General features: G+C 66.1%; 19 protein-coding genes and 1 other RNA gene. 10 read left to right on the top strand and 10 right to left on the bottom strand.

The annotated features are described in order from the left end of the window. The first annotated feature begins 332 nt into the window (after window positions 1-332). The 5 genes from ompA (at window position 333) to AC3WL8_RS33245 (ending at window position 3,502) form a co-directional block, all read left to right on the top strand. Window positions 333-986: an outer membrane protein OmpA gene (ompA, locus tag AC3WL8_RS33265; RefSeq protein ID WP_012352078.1), complete on the top strand. Its 654-nt coding sequence runs from the start codon at window positions 333-335 to the stop codon at window positions 984-986. A gap of 123 nt (window positions 987-1,109) precedes the next feature. Beyond that, complete coding sequence (ubiG, locus tag AC3WL8_RS33260; protein ID WP_153955021.1) at window positions 1,110-1,868, top strand: bifunctional 2-polyprenyl-6-hydroxyphenol methylase/3-demethylubiquinol 3-O-methyltransferase UbiG; 759 nt, start codon at window positions 1,110-1,112, stop codon at window positions 1,866-1,868. Beyond that, entirely contained in the window at window positions 1,865-2,539 is a 675-nt protein-coding gene (gene gph / locus AC3WL8_RS33255) for a phosphoglycolate phosphatase (RefSeq protein WP_013955840.1), read from the top strand. The genes ubiG and gph overlap by 4 nt, the downstream gene beginning before the upstream one ends. 83 nt (window positions 2,540-2,622) lie before the next feature. After that, window positions 2,623-2,981: a transfer-messenger RNA gene (gene ssrA / locus AC3WL8_RS33250) on the top strand. 299 nt (window positions 2,982-3,280) lie between these two features. Further along, a complete protein-coding gene (locus tag AC3WL8_RS33245) occupies window positions 3,281-3,502 on the top strand; it encodes a hypothetical protein (RefSeq protein ID WP_013955839.1) in 222 nt (73 codons plus the stop codon). A 198-nt stretch (window positions 3,503-3,700) separates the two neighbouring features. On the opposite strand, the gene AC3WL8_RS33240 is transcribed toward AC3WL8_RS33245, so the two are convergent. The 5 genes from AC3WL8_RS33240 to AC3WL8_RS33220 form a co-directional block, all read right to left on the bottom strand. Next, a complete protein-coding gene (locus AC3WL8_RS33240) occupies window positions 3,701-5,422 on the bottom strand; it encodes a gamma-glutamyltransferase family protein (RefSeq protein ID WP_013955838.1) in 1,722 nt (573 codons plus the stop codon). Between the two features lie 132 nt (window positions 5,423-5,554). Next, the gene (locus AC3WL8_RS33235) at window positions 5,555-6,091 is read right to left on the bottom strand and encodes a DUF1097 domain-containing protein (RefSeq protein ID WP_114132327.1); all 537 of its coding nucleotides are present in this window, start codon (window positions 6,089-6,091) and stop codon (window positions 5,555-5,557) included. A 37-nt stretch (window positions 6,092-6,128) separates the two neighbouring features. Then, window positions 6,129-7,397 carry an amidohydrolase family protein gene (locus AC3WL8_RS33230; RefSeq protein ID WP_492379715.1) on the bottom strand — a complete coding sequence of 423 codons (1,269 nt, stop codon included), beginning with the start codon at window positions 7,395-7,397 and terminating at the stop codon, window positions 6,129-6,131. A 146-nt stretch (window positions 7,398-7,543) separates the two neighbouring features. After that, window positions 7,544-8,194 carry a response regulator gene (locus tag AC3WL8_RS33225; RefSeq protein ID WP_013955835.1) on the bottom strand — a complete coding sequence of 217 codons (651 nt, stop codon included), beginning with the start codon at window positions 8,192-8,194 and terminating at the stop codon, window positions 7,544-7,546. Beyond that, a complete protein-coding gene (locus AC3WL8_RS33220; protein WP_492379714.1) occupies window positions 8,191-9,270 on the bottom strand; it encodes a sensor histidine kinase in 1,080 nt (359 codons plus the stop codon). The genes AC3WL8_RS33225 and AC3WL8_RS33220 overlap by 4 nt, the downstream gene beginning before the upstream one ends. Window positions 9,271-9,687: 417 nt before the next feature. Here AC3WL8_RS33220 and AC3WL8_RS33215 point away from each other — a divergent pair, with 417 nt between their 5' ends. The 3 genes from AC3WL8_RS33215 to AC3WL8_RS33205 all read left to right on the top strand — a co-directional run bounded on the left by AC3WL8_RS33215 (window position 9,688) and on the right by AC3WL8_RS33205 (window position 11,027). Further along, on the top strand, window positions 9,688-10,269 hold the full coding sequence (locus AC3WL8_RS33215) for a hypothetical protein (RefSeq protein ID WP_492379713.1): 582 nt from the start codon (window positions 9,688-9,690) through the stop codon (window positions 10,267-10,269). Between the two features lie 91 nt (window positions 10,270-10,360). Beyond that, window positions 10,361-10,561 carry a fimbrial protein gene (locus tag AC3WL8_RS33210; protein WP_492379712.1) on the top strand — a complete coding sequence of 67 codons (201 nt, stop codon included), beginning with the start codon at window positions 10,361-10,363 and terminating at the stop codon, window positions 10,559-10,561. Window positions 10,562-10,625: 64 nt separating this feature from the next. Continuing rightward, on the top strand, window positions 10,626-11,027 hold the full coding sequence (locus AC3WL8_RS33205) for a hypothetical protein (protein WP_013955832.1): 402 nt from the start codon (window positions 10,626-10,628) through the stop codon (window positions 11,025-11,027). Between the two features lie 63 nt (window positions 11,028-11,090). Here the strand turns inward: AC3WL8_RS33205 and AC3WL8_RS33200 are convergent, their stop codons facing one another. Together AC3WL8_RS33200 and AC3WL8_RS33195 are read right to left on the bottom strand one after the other, a co-directional pair. After that, window positions 11,091-11,585, bottom strand: coding sequence for a cyanophycin metabolism-associated DUF1854 family protein (locus tag AC3WL8_RS33200; protein ID WP_013955831.1), 495 nt, complete (start codon window positions 11,583-11,585; stop codon window positions 11,091-11,093). Beyond that, complete coding sequence (locus AC3WL8_RS33195) at window positions 11,575-13,872, bottom strand: cyanophycin metabolism-associated ABC transporter (RefSeq protein ID WP_013955830.1); 2,298 nt, start codon at window positions 13,870-13,872, stop codon at window positions 11,575-11,577. Before AC3WL8_RS33195 ends, AC3WL8_RS33200 begins: the two co-directional genes overlap by 11 nt. A gap of 239 nt (window positions 13,873-14,111) precedes the next feature. On the opposite strand from AC3WL8_RS33195, the gene cphA (AC3WL8_RS33190) reads away from it, so the two are divergent. Together cphA (AC3WL8_RS33190) and cphA (AC3WL8_RS33185) are read left to right on the top strand one after the other, a co-directional pair. Beyond that, window positions 14,112-16,745 (top strand): cyanophycin synthetase, encoded by a 2,634-nt coding sequence (gene cphA / locus AC3WL8_RS33190; protein ID WP_153955015.1) that lies wholly within the window; start codon window positions 14,112-14,114, stop codon window positions 16,743-16,745. A 46-nt stretch (window positions 16,746-16,791) separates the two neighbouring features. After that, entirely contained in the window at window positions 16,792-19,362 is a 2,571-nt protein-coding gene (gene cphA, locus AC3WL8_RS33185; protein WP_013955828.1) for a cyanophycin synthetase, read from the top strand. 60 nt (window positions 19,363-19,422) lie between these two features. Here cphA (AC3WL8_RS33185) and AC3WL8_RS33180 read toward each other — a convergent pair whose 3' ends face one another. The 3 genes from AC3WL8_RS33180 to AC3WL8_RS33170 form a co-directional block, all read right to left on the bottom strand. Further along, window positions 19,423-20,082 (bottom strand): amino acid ABC transporter permease, encoded by a 660-nt coding sequence (locus tag AC3WL8_RS33180; RefSeq protein WP_013955827.1) that lies wholly within the window; start codon window positions 20,080-20,082, stop codon window positions 19,423-19,425. Between the two features lie 122 nt (window positions 20,083-20,204). Next, the gene (locus tag AC3WL8_RS33175; protein ID WP_013955826.1) at window positions 20,205-21,026 is read right to left on the bottom strand and encodes a transporter substrate-binding domain-containing protein; all 822 of its coding nucleotides are present in this window, start codon (window positions 21,024-21,026) and stop codon (window positions 20,205-20,207) included. A 200-nt stretch (window positions 21,027-21,226) separates the two neighbouring features. After that, complete coding sequence (locus AC3WL8_RS33170) at window positions 21,227-22,138, bottom strand: glutamate/aspartate ABC transporter substrate-binding protein (RefSeq protein ID WP_492379711.1); 912 nt, start codon at window positions 22,136-22,138, stop codon at window positions 21,227-21,229. Between the last annotated feature and the right edge of the window lie 125 nt (window positions 22,139-22,263).

Below are 22,263 nucleotides of genomic sequence, written 5' to 3'. Positions count from 1 at the left end.
GCCACCCCCCGCCTCCCGCTCTCCGGACAGCCCTTACGCGCACCTCCCGAGGCCCTGACTGAAACCTGGAATCCCTGATGCCACAAGGCTTTGCGGGCGACACAAGACCCGTGTTGCACAAACACCACAGGCCCAAAACCCATGCGGCGAATCGAATATATTTACTTCTTAGGAAACGACCCTTGTGGCACAATTCCCCAGCGAAGAGCCAGACATTGTTCGAAGTGGAGCATCCACCACATCGAGAATGTTATACTCCGAAGAATGTATGACTTGTTTTCGTCCATTTGCTCGCAGTAACCCTGCGGTGATCTCATCCTGAGAGGAGAAATATGAAAAAATTTGCCAAGCTCGCGCTCGTTGCAGCTACCGCAGTAATGGCTGCATCCGCTCAAGCTCAGTCCGTCCCTTATGAAAAGAAGGCAGTGAACGACAACTGGGGCAACGGTACGAGCGAGTACGTGTGGAAGAATGGCACGAACGAGCTCTGCTGGCGCGACAGCTCCTGGACCCCGGCCACGGCCAACGCGCTGTGCGACGGCGCCCTGGCCCCGGCCGTAGCGGCACCGGCACCGGCCCCGGTGGCCCCGCCGGTCGTCTCGAGCGAGAAGGTCACTTTCGCTGCTGACACCCTGTTCGACTTCGACAAGGCTGTCCTGAAGCCGGAAGGCAAGGCCAAGCTGGACGACCTGGTCTCGAAGCTGCAAGGCATCACCCTGGAAGTCATCATCGCCGTTGGCCACACCGACTCGTTCGGTTCGGACAAGTACAACGATCGCCTGTCGATCCGCCGTGCTGAATCGGTCAAGGCTTACCTGGTGAGCAAGGGCGTCGAAGCCAACCGTGTCTACACCGAAGGCAAGGGCAAGCGCCAGCTGAAGGTCGATCCGAAGTCGTGCAAGGGCAACCGCAAGTCCCAGATCGCCTGCCAGCAGCCGAACCGCCGCGTGGAAGTCGAAGTGGTCGGCACCCGCAGCGCACGTTAATCGGATCCCTTCCGATGAAGAAAGCCCAGCGCAAGCTGGGCTTTTTTTTTGGTACAGTTGCCCGGACTGTCCTCTCTTCCCTTCACACCGCCGGCGCGGCTAGTGCCGCCGGCCCCGCATACGATGACGTTGCAATCGCAAACCCTTTCCGCAGCCGACGCCGCCAATCAGGACCAGCCGCGCCGCAATGCCGATCCGAAGGAAATCGACAAGTTCAGCGAACTGGCCCACCGCTGGTGGGACCCGGAAAGCGAGTTCAAGCCGCTGCATGAGCTGAACCCGCTGCGCCTGGGCTGGATCGACGGCATCGCCGGCCTGGCCGGCAAGCGCGTGGTCGACGTGGGTTGCGGCGGCGGCATCCTGTCCGAAAGCATGGCGCGCCTGGGCGCCACGGTACGCGGTATCGATCTCTCGACTAAGGCACTGAAGGTGGCAGACCTGCACAGCCTGGAGTCCGGCGTTGCCGTCACCTATGAGGAGATCGCCGCAGAAGCGCTGGCCGCGCGTGAACCGGCCAGCGTGGATGTGGTGACTTGCATGGAGATGCTGGAACATGTGCCCGATCCGGCATCGATCGTGCAAGCCTGTGCGACGCTGGTGAAGCCCGGCGGCTATGTGTTCTTCTCGACCATCAACCGCAACCTGAAGGCCTACCTGCTGGCCATCGTCGGCGCGGAATATGTGCTCAACATGCTGCCGCGCGGCACGCACGACTACGACAAGTTCATCACCCCGTCTGAGCTCGCGCGCTTTGCCCGCCAAGCTAGGCTGGACCTGGTGGAAATGCGCGGCATGACCTACAACCCGCTGTCGCAGGTGTATGCGCTGGGCCGCGACACCGATGTGAACTACATGATGGCGTTCTGCCGGGTGGCAGCATGACGGCCGGCATCGCTGGGGTCTTCTTCGACCTGGACGGCACGCTGGCGGACACCGCGCCGGACCTGGCGGCTGCCGCCAACCGGCTGGTCATCGAACGCGGCCATCCGCCGGTGGCCTATGAGAAACTGCGTCCCGTCGCCTCGCACGGCGCGCGCGGACTATTGGGTGCAGCCTTCGGGCTGCGCCCGGAGGATGCTGAGTTCCCGGCCCTGCGCGACGTCTTCCTCGACTACTACGAGGCCGACATCGCGGTCCACACGCGCCTGTTCGACGGCATGCCGCAAGTGCTGGCCGCGCTCGAGGCAGCGGGCATCCCGTGGGGGATCGTCACCAACAAGATCGCACGCTTCACCGTTCCGCTGGTCGCCGCGATCGGCCTGGCCCCGCGCGCCAGCGCCGTGGTCAGCGGCGACACCACGCCCCACGCCAAGCCGCACCCCGCCCCGCTGCTGCATGCCGCGGCAAGCGCCGGCGTCGACCCGCGCCAGTGCGTCTACGTGGGCGATGACCTGCGCGACATCCAGGCCGGCAAGGCCGCCGGCATGATCACCGTCACCGCCGCCTATGGCTATTGCGGTGACGCCGAGCCGCCCGAGACCTGGGGCGCCGACCACCTGATCCGCCACCCGGCCGAGCTGATCCCGCTGCTGGTGCCCGCCGCGGTCGCCTGATTGTGTCGCAGGGGTGTCCTGGCCGCGCCAGGAACTCCCCGCGACAGCTTGCGTCCAACCGGGTACAATCCATCTTCCTCACTGGGGCCGACCTGGTTTCGACGTGGGTTACAAAGCAGTGGAGGGCATACCGAGGACCCGTCACCTCGTTAATCAATGGGAATGCAATAACTGCTAACGACGAACGTTACGCACTGGCCGCTTAATTGCGGCCGTCCTCGCACTGGCTCGCTGACGGGCTAGGGTCGCAAGACCACGCGAGGTCATTTACGTCAGATAAGCTCCGGAAGGGTCACGAAGCCGGGGACGAAAATTTAGTGACTCGCCGTCGTAGAGCGTGTTCGTCCGCGATGCGCCGGTTAAATCAAATGACAGAACTAAGTATGTAGAACTCTCTGTGGAGGGCTTACGGACGCGGGTTCGATTCCCGCCGGCTCCACCAGTATTCAGTCCGATGCAGTACCAGCAGGTCTAGAAACCCGCGATAGCCAAAGGCTTCGCGGGTTTTTTCTTTGGCCGCCGGATCCCCCGCTATCTATTTCCCAGGACGCCGCGTTTGCAGTTGTTTGCAGTCATGTCCCCAGCGCTGGCCTACGCTGGAATTGCTGCAGGCCGGGCCACGCACGGCGTCAGCATCACAGTGCTCCACAGGCGGACTGGCCTGGCACCGGCTCCCCCGTTGCCAGGCCCTTTCTCCACGCCCGCGCGACCACACATCGTCCACAAGAAACGGAGTTGGCGATGCCAATCAAGTCCATCGAGATCATCCTCACGCGAGACGCGCAGTGGGCCCTGGAATACGACCCCGATAACCCGGGACCGGTCTACCCGTCCCGCGATGCCGCGATTGCCGCAGGCCTGCAGCTGGCGATGACCCACGATGCCGTGCTGACGATTCATGGCATCAATGACAAATCGGACGCGTTCGATTTCAGGGAATTGCACACCCCTTTGCTCCATTGATGGTGGTGCTATCAGCGCGCAGTGGAAAGCAACATCCCCAGAATTGGGGATGCCCGGATCGCGTAGCGGCACCATCATGGCATGCGGGCGTACTGCGACTCGCCCGCTACCACTTGTGGCCCTCGTCCTCCCTGGCCGAGGGCTTTTTCTTGGATGACGCACCGGTACAGCGCAGCGTCACCAGGAAAGCGCCGCGCGCTATACCCCCAGCGCCCGGCCATCGCTGCGCGGGTCGTGCGCGCCGCTAAGCTGCCCGCCGGCATCGATCCGGATCGCGCCCGGATGGCCGGCCAGCTGGCTTTGCGCAGGAATCGGGCTCAGCTGATGGCCGCGCGCGGCAAGCTCGCTGAACACCGGCAGGCCGGCATCCTGTTCCAGCTTGAGGCTGTCGCGGCTGTCCGAGAAGGTCTTGCCCAGCAGGAAGCGCGGGCGGCGCAGTGCTGTCAGCGGATCCATGCCGTAGTCGATCATCCGTGTCAGCACCGCGGCCAGTGTCTGCGGCTGGCCATCGGCGCCTTGCGTGCCGTACAGCAGGTGCGGCCGGCCCTGCTTCAGGTAGATGCCGGGATTGAGGGTATGGAATGGCCGCTTGCCGCCGCGCAGCACGTTGGGGCTGGCGGGATCGAGGCTGAACGATGCGCCGCGGTTGTGCCAGAGCACCCCCGTGTCGCCGACGACCAGGCCGCTGCCCCAGTCGAAATAGACGGTCTGCAGCATGCTCACGCAGCGGCCCGCGCGGTCGGCGGCGCCGATGTAGACCGTGTCGCCGGGCCTGAACACATGCGGCCACGCCATGGCGCGGTCCATGCGGATGCGGCGCGCGTGGGCATCGAGATTGGACTTCGACAGCAGCCGGTCCAGCGGCACGTCGACAAAATCGGGATCGGCGACGTAGCGGTTGCGGTCCAGGAACGCCAGCTTCACCGCCTCGACCAGCAGGTGGTAATAGTCCGCGCTGCCTTCCGGGATACTGGACAGATCGAACCGGTCGAGGATGCCCATGATCTCCAGCGTGGTCACGCCTTGCGTGGGCGGCCGCAGGCCGAGCAGTTCGCCATCGCGGTAGGCGACACGCAGCGGCACTTCTTCGCGCGCCTGGCATCGCGCCAGGTCATGTTCGCGCAACGGCGAGCCGGCCTTGGCCAGCCCGGCGGCAAGGCGACCTGCGAGGTCGCCCTCATAGAATTCGCGCCCGCCCTGTGTCGCCACCCGGTCCAGGGTGCGGGCCAGCTCAGGCTGGCGGAACATTTCTCCGGGCCTGGGCATGCGCCCGTCTGGCATGAAGACCTGTTCGAAGCCATCCCAGCCTGACAGGTCCGCCGAGCGGAACTCCTGCCAGAAGCACTGCGACGGCGTGACCGGGAATCCGTTTGCGGCGTACTCGGTGGCCCGCGCCAGCAACGACGACCACGACTGCGTGCCGCCCCACTGGTCCCGGCTGAAGGCAAAGGCTCGGTCCCAGATCGCAACGGTAGCGGCGGCAGTGAGCGCCGCTGCCGGGCCCCGCAGCGGAATGGTGCCGGCATAGCCCGAGGTCTCGGACGCGGCCTGGCCGATGCCGGAGAACGTGCGCACATTACCGCCGCGGTCGCTGACCACCAGGAAGGCGTCGCCCCCCAGGCCGGTAAAGTGGGGATAGGTCACGCTCAGCACCGCGCCGATGGCAATCGCCGCCTCGATGGCGTTGCCCCCGGCCTTCAATACCTCCAGCCCCGCCTGGCTGGCCAGTCCATGCGGGCTCGTGACCATGCCCGCGGACGAATGCGCCAGCCCCGCACGTCCGGATTGCGCCGGCTCCTGTGCCAGTTCCTGCCCGACTGCAGGCAATACCGTGCTGCCCGCCAGCGCGGCCGACCCGGCCAGGAATGCCCGGCGCGACGTGCCGGTGCCGCAAGGATCCACTTCACCCAGAAATTCCATACCCACTTCCCCCGGATACGCGGCGGCCGGCCGACGCTGGCCTTCCCTGCGCGCCGGCAGCCGCGATAATGATTCGATGATGACGCCGGGTCACGCTGCGCCTGGCACGCAAACCCGGCAGGACGCGTCGGCTCAGGCCTCCGTCTTCCAGCCCTGCCATGGGCGTTCGGCAACGGATTCCGGCGCGGCGTAGTGATGCTTGATCCAGGCATAGGCCGGTCCGAGCGCATTCATGGCGATCACCGCGCCGAGCGCGGCAACGGGATCGCCCGGCACCGGGCCGAAGCCGCCGAACAGCGTTGCAAAATACGAGGCAAAGCCAAAGAACATGCCAGGGATGAAGCGCAGCGTGACGAACACGCGTGCGAGGTACATCATCGAAGCGTTGAGCGTGAACAGGATCACCATCTCCGCCACGATCAGCGCAGGCCCGGAGAACTGCTCGGCCGCCTGGCGGAAGCAAAGCACAATGACAAAGGCAAAGAGCGAGCCCACCGGCAGCGTCGGCCAGATCTTCTTCAGGTTCTCCGGCGTGGGACCGCCCATGGCAAAGGTCGCGGCCCAGCTGATGAAGATGGCCCATGGCGGCAGGTGCGAGGCATGCGCGGCGATGGGAACGGTGGTGATGGCAAGCAGTGAGGCCACGACTTCGGCAGGCAGCTTTCTCATGATCGACTCCTTGATGGACGGGGAACGGGCATTGCTGTCAGTGCGGGCAGCACCGGTGCCGATGGATCTCGCAGCGATGCTGCGTGACGACGGTGATCCTGCCGCGCTTGACCACCCACAGCCGCGGCGGGATGTCGATCAGCGCATCGGCCACCTGGAAGGTATCGAGCACGACCAGGTCCGCCTGGCGCCCTACCTTGAGGCCATAGGTGTCGTGCAGGCCGATCGCGCGCGCGGCGTTGTGCGTGCCCATGTCGAGCACCGCGAGCTGGTGCTCGGGCACGCCGAACTGGGCCACGTGCGCCAGCATGTTGCCGATCTGCAGCATGTCGGCCTTGCCGAACGGCGTGAAGGCATTGCGGATATTGTTCGAGGAATACGCCACGTTGACCCCGCCGCTGTGCAGGGCCTTCACCGGCGCCAGCCCGCGGCGCTGGTTCTGGACGTCCGTGCGGCCGCCGAGATAGAGATCGGTGGCGGGCAGCGTGACGATGCTGATGCCGGCCTCGCGGATCTGCTCGATCAGCGGCTGCAGCTGCGCCGCGTCAAGCGCGCCCAGGCTCGTGACATGGCCCAGCGACACGCGTCCCTGGTAGCCGGCTTCGATGGTCTTCTGCGCGATATATGACACTGCGGCAAAGCGCTGGTCGCCGGTGTCGTCGGCAAAATCGGCATGCATGTCGACCGGCGCGTCATAGCGTTGCGCCAGTTCGAAGACCATGTCGATATGGCGCATGGTGTCGACCCAGCTCAGCTCGTTGTACGGGCAGCCGCCGACCACATCGGCGCCCATGTCCATGGCCTCTGTCATCAGCTCGCGGGTGCCCTGCGATTTCAGGATGCCCTCTTGCGGGAAGGCCACGATCTGCAGGTCGAGCAGATCGTGGTACTCCGATTTCAGCTCAAGCAGCGTCTCCACTCCGATCAGCCCCTGGATCAGGTCGACATCGGGATGCGCGCGGATCGCCACCGTGCCGTTCCTGACCGCCATCTCCAGCACCTGGCGCGAGCGGTCCAGCACATCCTGGCGCTGCTGCTTGCTTTTCAGGATGCCGGTGACGCGGATGGCTTCGTCCAGCGTGCCGAAGCGCGCCGGCAGGCGGCGGTGCAGCAGGGCCTTGTCCAGGTGCAGGTGCGCTTCGACCAGCCCCGGGATGACCGCGCGGCCGCCGGCCTCGATCACTTCATGCGCCGGCACGTCGATGCCGGGCTCGATGGCGGCGATGCGGCCGTCGCGGATGGCGATATCGGTCAGGGGCGCGTCGTCGCGAACGCAGGCGTCCCGGATCAGCAGATCCAGCTGCATGGCTTGTCTCCTCAGGTCTTGTTATGCAGGCGAAGTCAGGGCTTCGCTACCTGAAGCGTAGGTGCCGGGGCGGCATCACGGCATCAGGATTGGCTGAATTCGACCTAAGGATTTTCCTAGACGCACCGCAGCAGATCCGCAGCAGGCTAGGCGGCGTCCCCGGCTTCGGCGAGCAGGCCGTGGCGGATGGCGTAGTGCACCAGCCCGGCAGTCGAAGCGATATCCATCTTGCCGAGGATATTGGCCTTGTGGGTGCTCACGGTCTTGGCGCTGAGCGACAGCGCCGCGGCGATCTCGTTGATGCCCTGCCCCTCGGCCAGCATCTGGAACACCTGCAGTTCACGCGCCGTCAGGCGTGCATGCGGCAACATGGCATCCGGCTGCCGAGCCTGGCTGACAAGCTTGTCGGCAATCGCCGGCGAGACCGCGGTACCGCCGCGCGCTACCTTGCGGATGGCACCGAGCAGCTGGTCGGACTCGACATTCTTGGTCAGGTAGCCCGCCGCGCCTGCGCGGATGGCCTGCACCGCATATTGCGACTCGCGGTACATGCTTAGCACCAGGATCGGCAGCGCCGGATGGCTGGCCCGTATCTGCTGGATCAGCAGGATGCCGCTGCGCCCCGGCATAGACATGTCCAGCAGCAGCACGTCCGGCGCCTGCGCGCGCAGCAGCGCCAACACTTCGCAGCCGTCGGCGGCTTCGGCCACCACCTGCATGTCGGGCACGGTGGAGAAGATCTTCTTGAGCCCGTCGCGGATGATGGTGTGGTCGTCGGCAAGCATCAGGCGGATCATCTTGCGCCTCCGTTACCGGCAGCGCCGGCATTGGGGATCTGCGCCTCGACCCGGGTGCCGCCGCCCTTCTCGCTGGTTACCGTCAGCTTGCCGCCCAGCATCAGCGCACGCTCGCGCATCCCCAGCAAACCCAGGCTGCGGCGATGCCCGGCCCTGGACGCATCGATGCCGCGGCCGTTGTCGGCAACCACCAGCCGCAAGGTTCCGCCGGCCTCGCTCAGTTCCACCCGCACGCGATCGGCGCGGCCATGGCGGCAGGCATTGGTCAGCGCTTCCTGCGCGATGCGAAAGACCGCGGTGCTGAGTTCGGCGCTGAGTTCGGCGCTGAGCTCGCCGACGGGCTGCAGCGCGAGCTCGCAGGCGATGCCGCCGCGCTCGGAAAAAGACTCGGCCAGCCACTCGATCGCAGCAGTCAGCCCCAGCTCATCCAGCAGCGGCGGGCGCAGGTCTGCCGCGATGCGCTGCACCGCATCCACCGTCGAATCCGCGATCTGCTTGAGCATCTGCAAATGCTTGCGGCACGCGTCGTCGGCATCGGGGCCCTGCTGCGCTTCGATAAAACTGAGGCCCAGGCGCAATGCCGTCAGGGACTGGCCCAGCTCATCGTGCAGCTCGCGCGAGATCCGGGTGCGCTCCGCCTCGCGCACGGACTGCAGGTAGGCGGACAGCTCACGCAACTGCGCGCGCGAATCCAGCAACTCCTGCTCGGAGCGCTTGCGGTCGGTAATGTCGCGCGAGATGCCGACCGTGCCGACGACCGCGCCGTCCTGGCCCCGAATCGGCATCTTGATGGTATCGAACCAGCGCAGGCTGCCGTCCTGGCCGTGACGGCATTCCTCATAGCGCCGGCGGATGCCGCTGGCCACCACGGCCTTGTCGGTGCCCAGGTAGACCCGTCCCCATTCCTCCGACCATACCTTGTCCGGCGTGCTGCCCAGGATCTCGGCCTCGGACCGCCCGCATGCGGCCATGAAGGCGTCATTGACCAGCACGTAGCGGGAGCCGGCGTCCTTCAGCCAGGCCTGGTCGGGTATGTTGTTCAGGATGGCCCGCTGCAGGTCGACATACGTATCCATGACTTCTCCTTGTCGGGCCTGTGCCTTGTCGGCAGGTGCCCGATTCATGACAGACAAGAATCGATTCATGCCTTGTCCGCATCAGACGGCATGGCCTGCCTGCAGCCCCTCGCAGACTATAGCCAGCCACCGGCGGCAATGCGCTTGTCGTTTTCCTCAATGGCTCGACGAAAGCGAACGGAGGTCCGGATCACAGCGCCTTGCGGCATGGTGTGGGATCAAGGGGCAGTTGGGCAGCCCTTCGTTCCGGTGGCATGAAATCTCTGACCCAGGTTTAAGGCAAGCCTTATGGTTGCCGGAATGCGCCAAACCGATCGTAGTAGGCGTAACTTCAGCCGGCATGCCGGAAAGCCGGAGGGCCGGCCCACAACCTGGCCGTTTGTGCACGCTGCGCATGCCATCACGGCGATCCCTGCCATGAACGGAAAACAACTTATCAGCACCCTGCGCCATTGGCTGGTGGTACTTGCTCTTCTTGCTGTCCCGCATTTCGCTCAAGCGGCCTGCACTTCCACGCCGGCGATGCCATATCTGCAGGCGCTCAGCAACATGGCAGTCGCCGCCAACCTTGCCGTTGGCAGCACCATTCCCGGAACGGTGCATTACTACTCATTCAGCGGCACCTGTGCCTACGTGCCGCCGTATGTGGTGGCCGGCGCTCCCATCATCTCCTGCTACTACCGCAGCGGCACTGAAGTCATGCCTGGCGTCTACTCCACCGGTGTCGCCGGTATCGGCATCCCGCTGCGCAATGCAGCGGGCCAGCCCATGACCAACGCAGCCGGCGTGAACTGCAATACCCTCAGTGCAAACCTTGGCAACCTCGACTCCAACCTGAACTATTCGGCATCGGTACCGGTGGAGTTCGTGAAGACCGGGCCGATCACCTCAGGCAATCTTGATCCCACCCAGACCCGGTTCGGCTTCGGCGTCTACAAGGGCAGCACGGCAGGGGACTGGGTGGCGTCAACAACTACATCGGCTTCAGCGGCAACGTGACACCGCGGGAAATTGCCTGCAACACTGGTCAACCTGCCTGCTATCAGCGCCAAGACGCTCGCAAACCAGGGGCAATGCAGGGACGGGCGGCATGGCCAGCGGCGCCGGCGTCCAGATCGTCAATGCGAGCGGCACCGCGCCCGTTCCGTTGCAGGTGCGCAAAGCGATGAGCAACATCACGGCCAACGTCCCCGCCACATATCGCTTCGGCGCGCGCTACATCGGCCTGGGCGGCACGCCCTCACCGGGGACGGTATCAAGCGCGATGATCTTTACCATGGATTATCAGTAGCGCGCAGGGAAGCCGCACGGCGAAGGACTACAATAGGCGGTTGCAGTCCTTGAAGGCTTTCGCCATGTCTGACCATCCCCGCTTCACCATCAACCGTTCCATGGTCGCCCTGGTCCCGGAACAGCCGTTCCTGGACTGGATCCAGGCGGTCGATCCCCAGCCGGTGGCCGGCCTCACGTTAGAGCAGGTGCGCGAGGACCAGAGCGTGTTCCTGCTGCCGGAAGAACTGGCCGATACGCACGACAATGCCATGCGCTGGGTCGAGAAGCGCTGGCAGGAGTTCTTTGAATTCATGCTGGGCGAGTGGTTCGACGACTCGATGTGGCCCGAGGAACTGTCGCTGCAGATGTTCCGCGAGTGGTTCAGCGTGCGCTACCACTCGATGGTGTTCGACATGGCGCCTGACGTGCCGGTCATGCACGATGACTGGGACGACGAAGACGACGCGTCCGAGATGCTGCACTAGGACGCGGAACAAGAACCCAGCCGGCAGAGCTCCGGCCAGGGTTCCAGCGTCGCCAGCGACGCCTCAGAGGAAGCGGTCGAGGATCTTTCGGCTGTGCTTGTCCAGCGCCATCAGGTCGCGGATCAGGTAGTGGATGCCGTGCGTGTCCGATACCAGCAGCGTGCTGCCGGCCAGGCGCCGGATCGCCTCTTCGCCGCGCAGCACCAACTCGGTCTGGCCGCGATCGGTCTGCACCGTCCACACGCTGGGCGTGGCGTAGGTCGACACGCTGACGATACGCTCGATCTCCGGCATGAACTCGCGCGAGGCGAGTTCCGCTTCGATCATGTCGCGCTCTGCCTGCGGCACATCCTCCAGCCGCGGAATCCACACCACCTCATGCCCGTCGGTGCTCATCAGGCCGATGCCGCCCTGCGGCGCGGAAATCGGGAAGGCGCGCACCGGCACCACGCCTTCGTGGACGGTGCCGTCCTCGGCGATCAGGACCAGGCGGCCGAACGGATTGCGATCTAGCGTAAACATGGGCGTCGGCGTGGTGGCGGGGATGTCATTGGGCATTGGCGGCCTCCAGCGTTTCAACGGCTTCGTCCTCGCCGTCTCCGTCCTCGGTGTCGACATTGCGCGCCTGCGCCTGGTACAGCTTGTAGTACGCGCCTTCGCGCAACAGCAGTTCGTCATGGCTGCCGACTTCGACGATCTGGCCGCGGTCCATCACCACCAGCCGGTCGGCCTTGCGCAGTGTCGACAGGCGGTGCGCGATGGCGATGGTGGTGCGGCCCTGCACCAGGTTGTCGAGCGCCTTCTGGATTTCCTTCTCGGTGGCGGTGTCGACCGACGAGGTGGCCTCGTCCATGATCAGGATGCGCGGATTAATCAGCAGCGCGCGCGCGATCGAGATGCGCTGGCGCTCGCCGCCCGACAGCGCCTGGCCACGTTCACCGACCAGGGAGTCATAGCCATGCGGCAGGCGCAGGATGAACTCGTGCGCATGCGCGGCGCGCGCGGCGGCGATGATCTCTTCGCGCGTGGCGTCGGGCTTGCCGTAGGCAATGTTGTCGGCAATCGTGCCGAAGAACAGGAACGGCTCCTGCAGCACCAGGCCGATATGGCGGCGGTACTCCGACACCGGCAGCGAGCGGATATCGACGCCGTCGACGCGGATCGCGCCCTCGGAAACATCGTAGAAACGGCAGATCAGGTTGACCAGCGTGCTCTTGCCCGAGCCACTGTGTCCCACCAGGCCAATCATCTCGCCCGGCTCGATCGACAGGTTCAGTCCGCGGATCACCGCGCGGTTGCCGTAGCGGAAGCCCAGGTCGCTCATGTCGATGGCGCCCTCGACCTTGTCCAGCTTCGCCGGGCGCACCGGCTCCGGCACGCTCGACACATGGTCGAGGATGTCGAAGATGCGCTTGGCGCCGGCGGCGGCCTTCTGCGTCACCGAGACGATCCGGCTCATCGAATCCAGCCGGGTGTAGAAGCGGCTGATATAGGTCAGGAACGCCACCAGCACGCCCACCGTGATGGCGCTGTGCGACACCTGCCAGATGCCGAACACCCACACGATCAGCAGGCCGATCTCGGTCAGCAGCGTGACCGTAGGCGTGAACAGCGACCATACCGCGTTGACGCGGTCGTTGATCGCCAGGTTGTGCTTGTTGGCCTCGCGGAAGCGCGACACCTCACGCTTTTCCTGGGCAAAGGCCTTGACCACGCGGATGCCGGGGATGGTATCGGCCAGCACATTGGTGATCTCGGACCAGATCCGGTCGATCTTCTCGAAGCCGTGGCGCAGGCGGTCGCGCACCAGGTGGATCATCCAGGCGATGAACGGCAGCGGCACCAGTGTGACCAATGCCAGCCACGGGTTGATCGACACCAGGATCACCGCCGTCATGACGATCATCAGCACGTCGGTGGCAAAGTCCAGCAGGTGCAGCGACAGGAAAACGCAGATGCGGTCACTTTCCGAACCAATGCGCGCCATCAGGTCGCCGGTGCGCTTGCCGCCGAAATATTCCAGCGACAGCTTTAGCAGGTGTTCGTAGGTTGTTGTACGCAGATCGGCACCAATGCGCTCCGATACGCGCGCCAGCAGGTAGGTGCGCGCCCACCCAAGCGACCAGGCCACCAGCGCCGCGCCCAGCAATCCCGCCAGGTACAGGCGCACGAGGCCGTAGTCGATCGGCACGCCGTTCTGGAACGGGATCAGCACCTTGTCCATCAGCGGCATGGTCAGGTACGGCGGCACCAGCGTGGCCGCGGTGGACAGCAGCGTCAGCAGGAAGCCCGCCAGCAGTTGCCATTGGTAGGGCCGGGCAAAGCGCCACAGGCGCAGCAGCGCCCAGGTCGAGGGCGGGGTTTCCAGCTCCCGACTGCATTGAGGGCACTGCTCCTCGTCAGGGGGCAGCGGCGCCTTGCAGGTCGGGCACAGCACCTCGCCCGCCTCGCCGGCCGGGCGCGCGCCGGCGGCGTCGCGCTGGGCTTCGAACTGGTCAGCCAGCCGCAGCGCGGCCGGATTGTAACCAAGCGTATATCGCCAGCTGGCCAGCCGGCCCTCCGGACCGCTCAGTTCCAGCGCGCCCACGCCCGCGTGGTCGGTGTGCGACAGGCGCAGGGTGGGCGCGATGTTCCATTCCCGCACATTTTTTTCACCGGGAGCCCGGGCAACGATGCGCTGGTCGGTCACAACCAGCCACCCTTGGGTAAAATGCAGCTTCGCGTCGAGGTCCAGAGCCAGTCCGGCCAGGACGGTCTCGCCGGGTCGGAGCCACGATCCGGATTCAGCCCGCCAGGGCTCGTCGGCAGCAGGGGCGGTAGGGACAGGCAGGGAGGACTGGGTCATGGATGGCGCGGCGTGCGTCCAGGGGTACGGACATAACTTGAAACAAATTTAGGCCGGGCACGCTCTGGCGGCCCGCGAATTCGCCCGCAGTATACATAACGACGAACGCGCGGGTACTCCTGATGCACTGCACAATCACTTTTACACGAAGAAAGTCAACCCGCTCTGTGCTGTAACGTTACTGAAAGGTTAGGCTTCCATTTCTCGGGCGGTTCCGCCCACTGCCTCAAGCTAATTCAATGAAAAAGAAGGACATTGAGATTTTCGATGTCATGTCGCTGCGCGGCCCGAATATGTGGACATATCGGCCCGTACTGGAGGCATGGGTCGATATCGGGGAACTGGAGGACTTTCCCTCCAACACGATTCCGGGGTTCTACGAGCGCCTGTCGGCCTGGCTGCCGTCGCTGATCGAGCATCGCTGCAGCATCGGCGAGCGCGGCGGCTTTCTGCAGCGCCTGAAGGAAGGCACCTGGCCCGGCCATATCCTGGAACACGTGACGCTTGAGTTGCAGAACCTGGCAGGCATGCCCGGCGGCTTCGGCAAGGCGCGCGAGACCCCGGTGCGCGGCGTCTACAAGGTGATCGTGCGCGCCTGGCACGAGGAAGTCACCCGCGTCGCACTGTTCACCGCCCGCGACCTGGTCATGGCCGCGATCGAGGACCGTCCCTTCGACGTCCCCGCCGCCGTGGACAACCTGCGCCGCCTGGTGGACGAGCATTGCCTGGGCCCCAGCACCGCCTGCATCGTCGATGCCGCAGACGACCGCGAGATCCCGGCGATCCGCCTGTCGGACGGCAACCTGGTGCAGCTCGGCTACGGCGCGCGCCAGCGCCGCATCTGGACCGCCGAGACCGACCGCACCAGCGCCATCGGCGAAAGCATTTCGCGCGACAAGGACCTGACCAAGAGCTTGCTGGAATCCTGCGGCGTGCCGGTCCCTGAGGGCCGCATGGTCGATTCCCCGGCCGACGCCTGGGACGCCGCCGAGGACATCGGCGTGCCGGTGGTGGTCAAGCCCTATGACGGCAACCACGGCCGCGGCGTGTTCACCAACCTGATGACCCGCGAGGAAGTCGAGACCGCTTACGGCGTGGCCATCGACGAAGGCAACGGCGTCATCGTCGAGCGCTTCATCCCCGGCAACGAGCACCGCCTGCTGGTGGTGGGCGGCCGCCTGGTGGCCGCCGCCATGGGCGAGACCGCGAGCGTGGTCGGCGACGGCAAGTCCACCATCGACGAGCTGATCGAGCTGCAGATCAATTCCGATCCGCGCCGCGGCACCACCGAGGACCATCCGCTGAACCGTGTGCGGCTGGACTCGGCCGCGCGCCTGGAACTGAAGCGCCAGGGCATGGACGCCAGCACGGTCCCGCCCGAAGGCCGCTCGGTGCTGATCCAGCGCAACGGCAACGTCGCCTTCGACGTCACCGACCGCGTGCACCCGAGCGTCGCCGCGCATGCGGCGCTGGCCGCGCGCGTGGTCGGGCTGGACATCGCCGGCGTGGACCTGGTGGCCGAGGACATCTCGCGCCCGCTGGCCGAGCAACGCGGCGCCATCGTCGAAGTCAACGCCGGCCCCGGCCTGCTGATGCATATCAAGCCGGCCGAAGGCACGCCGCGCCCGGTGGGCCGCGCCATCGTCAACCACCTGTTCCCTGAGTCCGATGACGACCAGGGCCGCATCCCGGTGGTGGGCGTGACCGGCACCAATGGCAAGACCGTGGTGGCGCGCCTGGTGGCGCGCCTGCTGCAACTGTCGGGCAAGCATACCGGCCTGGCCTGCAGCGACGGGCTGTTCCTGGACCGCCGCCAGGTGGAAAGCGGCGACCGCGCCAACTGGGAATCTGGCCATCGCATCCTGATGAACCGCGCGGTCGAGGCCGCCGTGTTCGAGAACGACAGCGGCAGCATCCTCTCCGAAGGCCTGGTCTACGACCGCTGCCAGGTCGGCGTGGTCACCAATTTCGACCAGCCCGACCACCTCGGCGACTACTACGTCGAGGACGAGGACCGCATGTACAACGTGCTGCGCACGCAGGTCGACGTGGTGCTGGAGACAGGCGCGGCCGTGCTCAACGCGCGCGACGAACGCCTGGTGGAGATGGCCGGGCTGTGCGACGGCGACGTGATCTTCTTCGGCCTGACGCCGGAGCTGCCCGCGATCGTGTCGCACCGCGCCGCCGGCAAGCGCGCGGTGTACCTGCGCGAAGGCAAGATCGTGCTGGCCATCGGCAGCAGTGAAACCGCGCTGGTGGACGTGGCCGCGGTGCCGCTGACCTACGCCGGACGCGTCGCGTTCCAAGTCGAGAACGTGCTCGCGGCCGTGGCCGCGGGCTGGGCGCTGGGCATTTCCAACGACCTGATCCGCGCCGGCGTGGTGACCTTCGATGTCGGCCAGGTCGACGTGCCGGGCCGCTTCACGCTGTTCGAGCGCAACGGCGCCACCGTGGTGATCGACGACGCCCACAACGCGCCCGCGCTGGAAGCACTGGCGACCGCGCTGGACCGCTTTCCGGCCGAGCGCCGCATGGTGGTCTACGGCGCCGGCGTGCAGCGCCGCGACGAAGACCTGGTGCGCCAGGGCAAGGCACTGGGCCAGCATTTCGACCGCGTCTTCCTGTGCGAGGACCGCAGCGTCAAGCGCGCCCTGCCCGATGCCGAGGCGCGCGCGCTGCTCAAGCAGGGCATGTACGAAGGCCGGCGCGTAACCAAGATCATCGACGAAGGCACGCGTGCCAGCGCCATTGAAACCGCCCTGAGCCAGTTGGTGCCGGGCGACCTGCTGGTACTGCAGTGCGACGAGGCCGCCACCGGCGCCACCGTCGACCTGGTGCACCACTGGATGGGCCAGCCTGCGCGCCGCGGCTGACGCGGCCCCAAGCTCAACCGCGCATAGAAGACACGGAAACCGTTCTATGGAAGTCTCACGTATCCGGGCCCTGCGGGGCCCGAACCTGTGGTGCCGCCACACCGCCATCGAGGCGATCGTGGCCTGCCAGGATGCCACCAACATGCTGTCGGCGCTGCCCGGCTTTGAAGACCGGCTGCGCGCCCGTTTCCCTGAGATCGGGCCGCTGCGCCCGGACGAGGAATCGGGCGAGCTGTCGCTGGCCCACGTGCTGGAAGTGACGGCGCTGCGCCTGCAGGCCGCCGCCGGCTGCCCGGTCACCTTCAGCCGCACCGCGCAGACGGTCGAGCCCGGCACCTACCAGGTGATCGTGCAATACAGCGAGGAAGAAGTCGGCCGGCTTGCATTCGAGCTGGCCGAGGCCCTGTGCCGCGCCGCGCGCAACGACACCCCATTCGACCTCGCCGACGCGCTGCACCGCCTGCGCGAGCTGGACGAGGACGTGCGCCTGGGGCCGAGCACCGGCTCCATCGTCTACGCCGCGGTGGCGCGCGGCATTCCCTACCGGCGACTGACGCAGGGCTCGATGGTGCAGTTTGGCTGGGGCAGCAAGCAGCGCCGCATCCAGGCCGCCGAGACCGACCGCACCAGCGCCGTGGCCGAATCGATCGCGCAGGACAAGGACCTGACCAAGACCCTGCTGCACGCCGCCGGCGTGCCGGTGCCGCTGGGCCGCTCGGTGCGCAGCGCCGAAGAGGCCTGGGCCGCCGCGCAGGAAATCGACGCCCCGGTGGTGGTCAAGCCGCGCGACGGCAACCAGGGCAAGGGCGTGGCGGTGCGCATCCGCACCCGCGAGGAAGTGATGACGGCCTATGAGGTCGCCTCGGACATCAGCTCGGACGTGATCGTCGAGCGCTATATCCCGGGCCATGACTTCCGCCTGCTGGTGGTCGGCAAGCAACTGGTGGCGGCCGCGCGCCGCGATCCGCCGCAGGTCATCGGCGACGGCGTGCATACCGTGCGCCAGCTGGTCGAGGAAGTGAACCGCGACCCGCGCCGCGGCGAAGGCCATGCGACCTCGCTGACCAAGATCCGCTTTGACGATATCGCGCTGGCCACGCTGGCCAAGCAGAACCTGACCGCCGATTCCGTGCCGGCCAAGGGCACGCGCGTGGTGTTGCGCAACAACGCCAACCTGTCCACCGGCGGCAGCGCCACCGACGTGACCGACGACGTCCACCCGGACATCGCCGCGCGCGCCGTGGCGGCGGCGCAGATGGTAGGCCTGGACATCGCCGGCGTCGACGCCGTGTGCGAGACCATGCTCAAGCCGTTCGAGGAACAGGCCGGCGGCATCGTCGAGGTCAACGCCGCGCCGGGCCTGCGCATGCACCTGCAGCCGTCGTACGGCAAGGGCCGCGCGGTCGGCGAAGCCATTGTCTCGACCATGTTCTCCGATGGCGACGATGGCCGCATTCCGGTGGTGGCCGTGTCCGGCACCAACGGCAAGACCACCACGGTCCGGCTGATCACCCACATCATGGCCACCAGCGGCCTGCGCATGGGCATGACCGGCACCGACGGCGTGTATGTCCAGGGCGAGCGCATCGACACCGGCGACTGCAGCGGCCCGCGCAGCGCGCGCAACGTGCTGCTGCACCCGGACGTGGACGCCGCCGTGTTTGAAACCGCGCGCGGCGGCCTGCTGCGTGAAGGCCTGGCATTCGACCGCTGCGACGTGGCGGTGGTGACCAACGTGGGCGAAGGCGACCACCTGGGCCTGTCCTTCATCAACTCGGTGGAAGACCTGGCGGTGCTCAAGAGCGTGATCGTGCAGAACGTCGCGCCGCACGGCATGGCGGTCCTGAACGCGGCCGACCCGATGGTGGTGCGCATGGCCGACGCCTGCCCCGGCAGTGTCACCTTCTTCGCGCACGACCCCAACCAGCCGGCCATGGCCACGCACCGTGCGCAGGGCAAGCGCGTGGTGTTCGTGGACGGCGCCGACATCGTCGTATCCGAAGGCGATACCGAAGTGCGCATCGCACTGGCCGAGATCCCGCTGACGCGCAACGGCACCATCGGCTTCCAGGTCGATAACGCGATGTCGTCGATCGCCGCCGCGTGGGCGCTGGGCATCGACTGGTCGACTATCCGCCGCGGCCTGGCCACCTTCGTCAACGACGCGCAGACCGCCCCGGGACGCTTCAACGTGTTCGACTACCGCGGCGCCACGCTGATCGCCGACTACGGCCACAACCCGGATGCCATCCTGGCACTGTGCAGCGCTGTCGAGACCATCCCCGCCAAACGGCGCGTGGTGGTGATCAGCGGCGCGGGCGACCGCCGCGACGACGACATCCGCCGCCAGACCCAGATCCTGGGCGGCGTGTTCGATGAAGTCATCCTGTACCAGGACCAGTGCCAGCGCGGCCGCGCCGACGGCGAGGTGCTGGCGCTGCTGCGCGAAGGCCTGCAGGGCGCGCAACGCGCCGGCCAGGTCGAGGAGATCCGTGGCGAGTTCCTCGCCATCGATACCGCGCTGTCGCACCTGCAGCCGGGCGACCTGTGCCTGGTCCTGGTAGACCAGGTGGAAGAGGCGCTGGGGCATATCGCCAGCCGCATCGCGCAGGGCTGACCGGCCCGGCGATAAAAAAGGCCAGCTCCGCGGAGCTGGCCTTTTACTTTGTAGCACCGATCAGTGTCGCCCGGGCAGCGACAAGCGCCGCTCCAGCATATGCTGCACGCCCGACAGCCCCGTGCTCAGCACCCAGTAGATGGCCGCCACTGCCAGGTACAGCGGCAACGGCTGGTAGGTGGCCGCGATCACCTCCTGCGCCGTGCGCAGCAGCTCGGTCACGGTGATGACCGATACCAGCGAGGTGTCCTTGATCAGGCTGATCAGGCTGTTGGACAGGCTCGGCACCGCCAGCCGCAGCGCCTGCGGGCCGACCACGTAGCGCAGTGCCTGCACCGGCGTCAGGCCCAGGCTGTAGGCTGCCAGCCATTGGCCGCGCGACACGCCCAGGATGGCCCCGCGCATGCTCTCGGACAGGTAGGCGCCGACATTCAGGCTCAGCGTCAGCACGCCCGCGGGCGTGGGCTCCAGCGCGATGCCGATGCCCGGCAGCCCGTAGTAGACGACAAAGATCTGCACCAGCAGCGGCGTGCCGCGCATGATGCTGACGTAGGTGCGCGCCACCGCCTTGAGCACGCGGCTATGGCTGATGCCCATCAGCGCCACCACCGTGCCCAGCATCAGCCCGAACACCATCGACCATAACGCGAACTTGATGGTCAGCAGCGTGCCCTGCAGCAGTACGGGCAGAGAATCGGTGACAAGCTGGAGAGCGGACATGGGCGTGGCGGCGGCAGAAGAATGAAAAAGAAAGCGGCGCGGCAGCCATGCAGGCCGCGGCGCCGCGACATGATACCGCCCGGCTTGCTGGCCGGCTTACCTGACTGGCTTTCCTGACTGTTTTACTTGATTGGCTTACCGGCGGGCCTGGTCACGTCGGTGCCGAACCACTTCACCGAGAGCTTGCCAAGCGTGCCGTCCTTGGCCAGGTCATCTAGCGCGTGGTTGATGGCCTGCGCGAACTTGGGGTTGTCCTTGCGGAACGGGATGGCCACCTGCGTGGTGGCACCCGCCACGATTGCGCCCTGCCGCAGCGGCAGGTTGGCGGTCTTGACCAGGTAGGCGACCATCAGCCGGTCGTTCAGCGCGGCGTCGACGCGCTGTGCCGCCAGGTCGCGCAGGTACTCAGGCGCGCCGGGATAGGTCTTGACGTCGATGCCCGGCACCGACTTGGCCAGGTCGTTGAAATTGCTGCCCAGGCTGACGCCGAGCTTGTGCCCCTTCAGGTCTTCCAGCGACTTGAACTGGCGGTTGTCGTCCTTGCGCTGGATCAGCTGCGCATCCGAGTAAACGTAGGGCGTGGAGAAGTCCAGCACTTGCTGGCGCTGAGGCGTGACGTTGACCTGGTTGACGATCACGTCGAACTTGCCAGCCTGCAGGCCGGCAATGATGCCGCTCCACTCGGTGGTGACGAACTCCGGCTTCACGCCCAGCTTGCCCGCCACCGCACGCGCCACGTCCACGTCAAACCCTTCCAGCTCGTTCTTCGCGCCGCGGAAGCCGAACGGCGGATACGTGCCCTCCAGGCCGATCTTGAGCACGCCGGCCTGCTTGACGGTATCGAGCAGGTCGGCGGCCTGCGCCGCGGTGGACGCCAGCCCGGCGCCGGCAAGCAGCGAGGCAGCCAGCAGGGATTTGAGCCAACCAGTACGAATCGATCGCATATGTTCTCCAGTGGATGCGGATAAGCAGTGTGGGGTCAGACAGCGCCGGAGGCCGCTTGTGAGGGCCGCCGGCCAGTTGTGCTGCTATGAGCCTATATCGGGCTCAACACTACCGCAAACACTATCGAGTGCTAAATATGGATTCATTATGGCTAAATAACCGCCGGGCCTGATGCCATCCCGGCGGTGGCGCCCTGCTCTTACTGGTAGGCCTTGTCGTTCGGCGCCGCGAACAGCGCTTTCATGTCGGCCGACAGCGGGTAGTTCATGTTGATGCCGCGCGGCGGGATCGGCGACATGAACCACTTGTTGTACAGCTTCTCGGCACGGCCGCTGGTCTGCAGGTCTGCGATCACGCCGTCGGCCAGCTTCTTGAACGAGGGATCGTCCTTGCGGAACATGCAGGCGTAGTTCTCGGTCTGCAGCGGCGCGCCGACCACCACCCAGTCGCCCGCGCTCTTGGCCTTGGTGCGCTCGCCATACAGCAGCGGCTCGTCCATGACGAAGGCAGCGGCGCGGCCGGTCTCCAGGATCAGGAAGGACTGGCCGTGGTCCTTGGTGCTGATCAGGTTCATGTTCATGGCCTTCTCGCCGTTCATCTTGACCAGCAGGCGCTCGCCGGTGGTGCCGGCGGTGGTGACCACGTTGCGCTCCTTCAGGTCGGCGAACTCCTTCACGCCCGAATCCTTTTTGGTCAGCATCTTGATGCCGTATACGAACAGGCTGTTGGAGAACGCCACCTGCTTCTGGCGCTCCAGGTTGTTGGTGGTGCTGCCGCATTCGATGTCGATCGTGCCGTTCTGCACCAGCGGGATGCGGTTCTGCGAGGTGATCGGGGTCAGTCGCACCTGCAGGCCGGGCATCTTCAGTTCGCTCTTCACCTTGTCGACGATCTGCAGCAGGATCTCGTGCGAATAGCCCATGACCTCCTTGCCGTCGGTGTATGAGAACGGGATCGACGATTCGCGATAGCCAAGCGAGATCACGCCGCTGTCCTTGATCTTCTTCAGCGTGTCGCCATCGGCGGCCTGGGCGGCGCCGGCGGTCAGCAGCAGCGTGGCGGCCGCAAGCGCGTGGCGGGTGGCGGATCGGTGGGTGTGCAGTGATTTCATCAGATTTGCTCCGAGAAGCCTCGCCATTCAAGGCGGGGAGTGAAAGGGGCGCCGCCGAGAGGCGGCATTCCCACGTTAGAATGAGCGGCATGATTCGTGTCTACCGCTACCGGGTGAAGTCGCTC

This window comes from Cupriavidus sp. FW305-F7 (assembly GCF_058782875.1).
The sequence above is the reverse complement of the archived record's forward strand: the minus strand, read 5'-3'. Positions and strand labels throughout refer to the sequence as shown.

Excerpts from the sequence above, each read along its gene's own strand:
- AC3WL8_RS33225 (WP_013955835.1), bottom strand. The coding sequence starts at position 8,194 with ATGATCCGCCTGATGCTTGCCGACGACCACACCATCATCCGCGACGGG.
- AC3WL8_RS33235 (WP_114132327.1), bottom strand. The coding sequence starts at position 6,091 with ATGAGAAAGCTGCCTGCCGAAGTCGTGGCCTCACTGCTTGCCATCACC.
- cphA (WP_013955828.1), top strand. The coding sequence starts at position 16,792 with ATGGAAGTCTCACGTATCCGGGCCCTGCGGGGCCCGAACCTGTGGTGC.
- gph (WP_013955840.1), top strand. The coding sequence starts at position 1,865 with ATGACGGCCGGCATCGCTGGGGTCTTCTTCGACCTGGACGGCACGCTG.
- ompA (WP_012352078.1), top strand. The coding sequence starts at position 333 with ATGAAAAAATTTGCCAAGCTCGCGCTCGTTGCAGCTACCGCAGTAATG.
- AC3WL8_RS33215 (WP_492379713.1), top strand. The coding sequence starts at position 9,688 with ATGAACGGAAAACAACTTATCAGCACCCTGCGCCATTGGCTGGTGGTA.
- AC3WL8_RS33170 (WP_492379711.1), bottom strand. The coding sequence starts at position 22,138 with ATGAAATCACTGCACACCCACCGATCCGCCACCCGCCACGCGCTTGCG.
- AC3WL8_RS33240 (WP_013955838.1), bottom strand. The coding sequence starts at position 5,422 with ATGGAATTTCTGGGTGAAGTGGATCCTTGCGGCACCGGCACGTCGCGC.
- ubiG (WP_153955021.1), top strand. The coding sequence starts at position 1,110 with ATGACGTTGCAATCGCAAACCCTTTCCGCAGCCGACGCCGCCAATCAG.
- AC3WL8_RS33220 (WP_492379714.1), bottom strand. The coding sequence starts at position 9,270 with ATGGATACGTATGTCGACCTGCAGCGGGCCATCCTGAACAACATACCC.
- AC3WL8_RS33200 (WP_013955831.1), bottom strand. The coding sequence starts at position 11,585 with ATGCCCAATGACATCCCCGCCACCACGCCGACGCCCATGTTTACGCTA.
- AC3WL8_RS33195 (WP_013955830.1), bottom strand. The coding sequence starts at position 13,872 with ATGACCCAGTCCTCCCTGCCTGTCCCTACCGCCCCTGCTGCCGACGAG.
- AC3WL8_RS33205 (WP_013955832.1), top strand. The coding sequence starts at position 10,626 with ATGTCTGACCATCCCCGCTTCACCATCAACCGTTCCATGGTCGCCCTG.
- AC3WL8_RS33175 (WP_013955826.1), bottom strand. The coding sequence starts at position 21,026 with ATGCGATCGATTCGTACTGGTTGGCTCAAATCCCTGCTGGCTGCCTCG.
- AC3WL8_RS33230 (WP_492379715.1), bottom strand. The coding sequence starts at position 7,397 with ATGCAGCTGGATCTGCTGATCCGGGACGCCTGCGTTCGCGACGACGCG.
- AC3WL8_RS33245 (WP_013955839.1), top strand. The coding sequence starts at position 3,281 with ATGCCAATCAAGTCCATCGAGATCATCCTCACGCGAGACGCGCAGTGG.
- cphA (WP_153955015.1), top strand. The coding sequence starts at position 14,112 with ATGAAAAAGAAGGACATTGAGATTTTCGATGTCATGTCGCTGCGCGGC.
- AC3WL8_RS33210 (WP_492379712.1), top strand. The coding sequence starts at position 10,361 with ATGGCCAGCGGCGCCGGCGTCCAGATCGTCAATGCGAGCGGCACCGCG.
- AC3WL8_RS33180 (WP_013955827.1), bottom strand. The coding sequence starts at position 20,082 with ATGTCCGCTCTCCAGCTTGTCACCGATTCTCTGCCCGTACTGCTGCAG.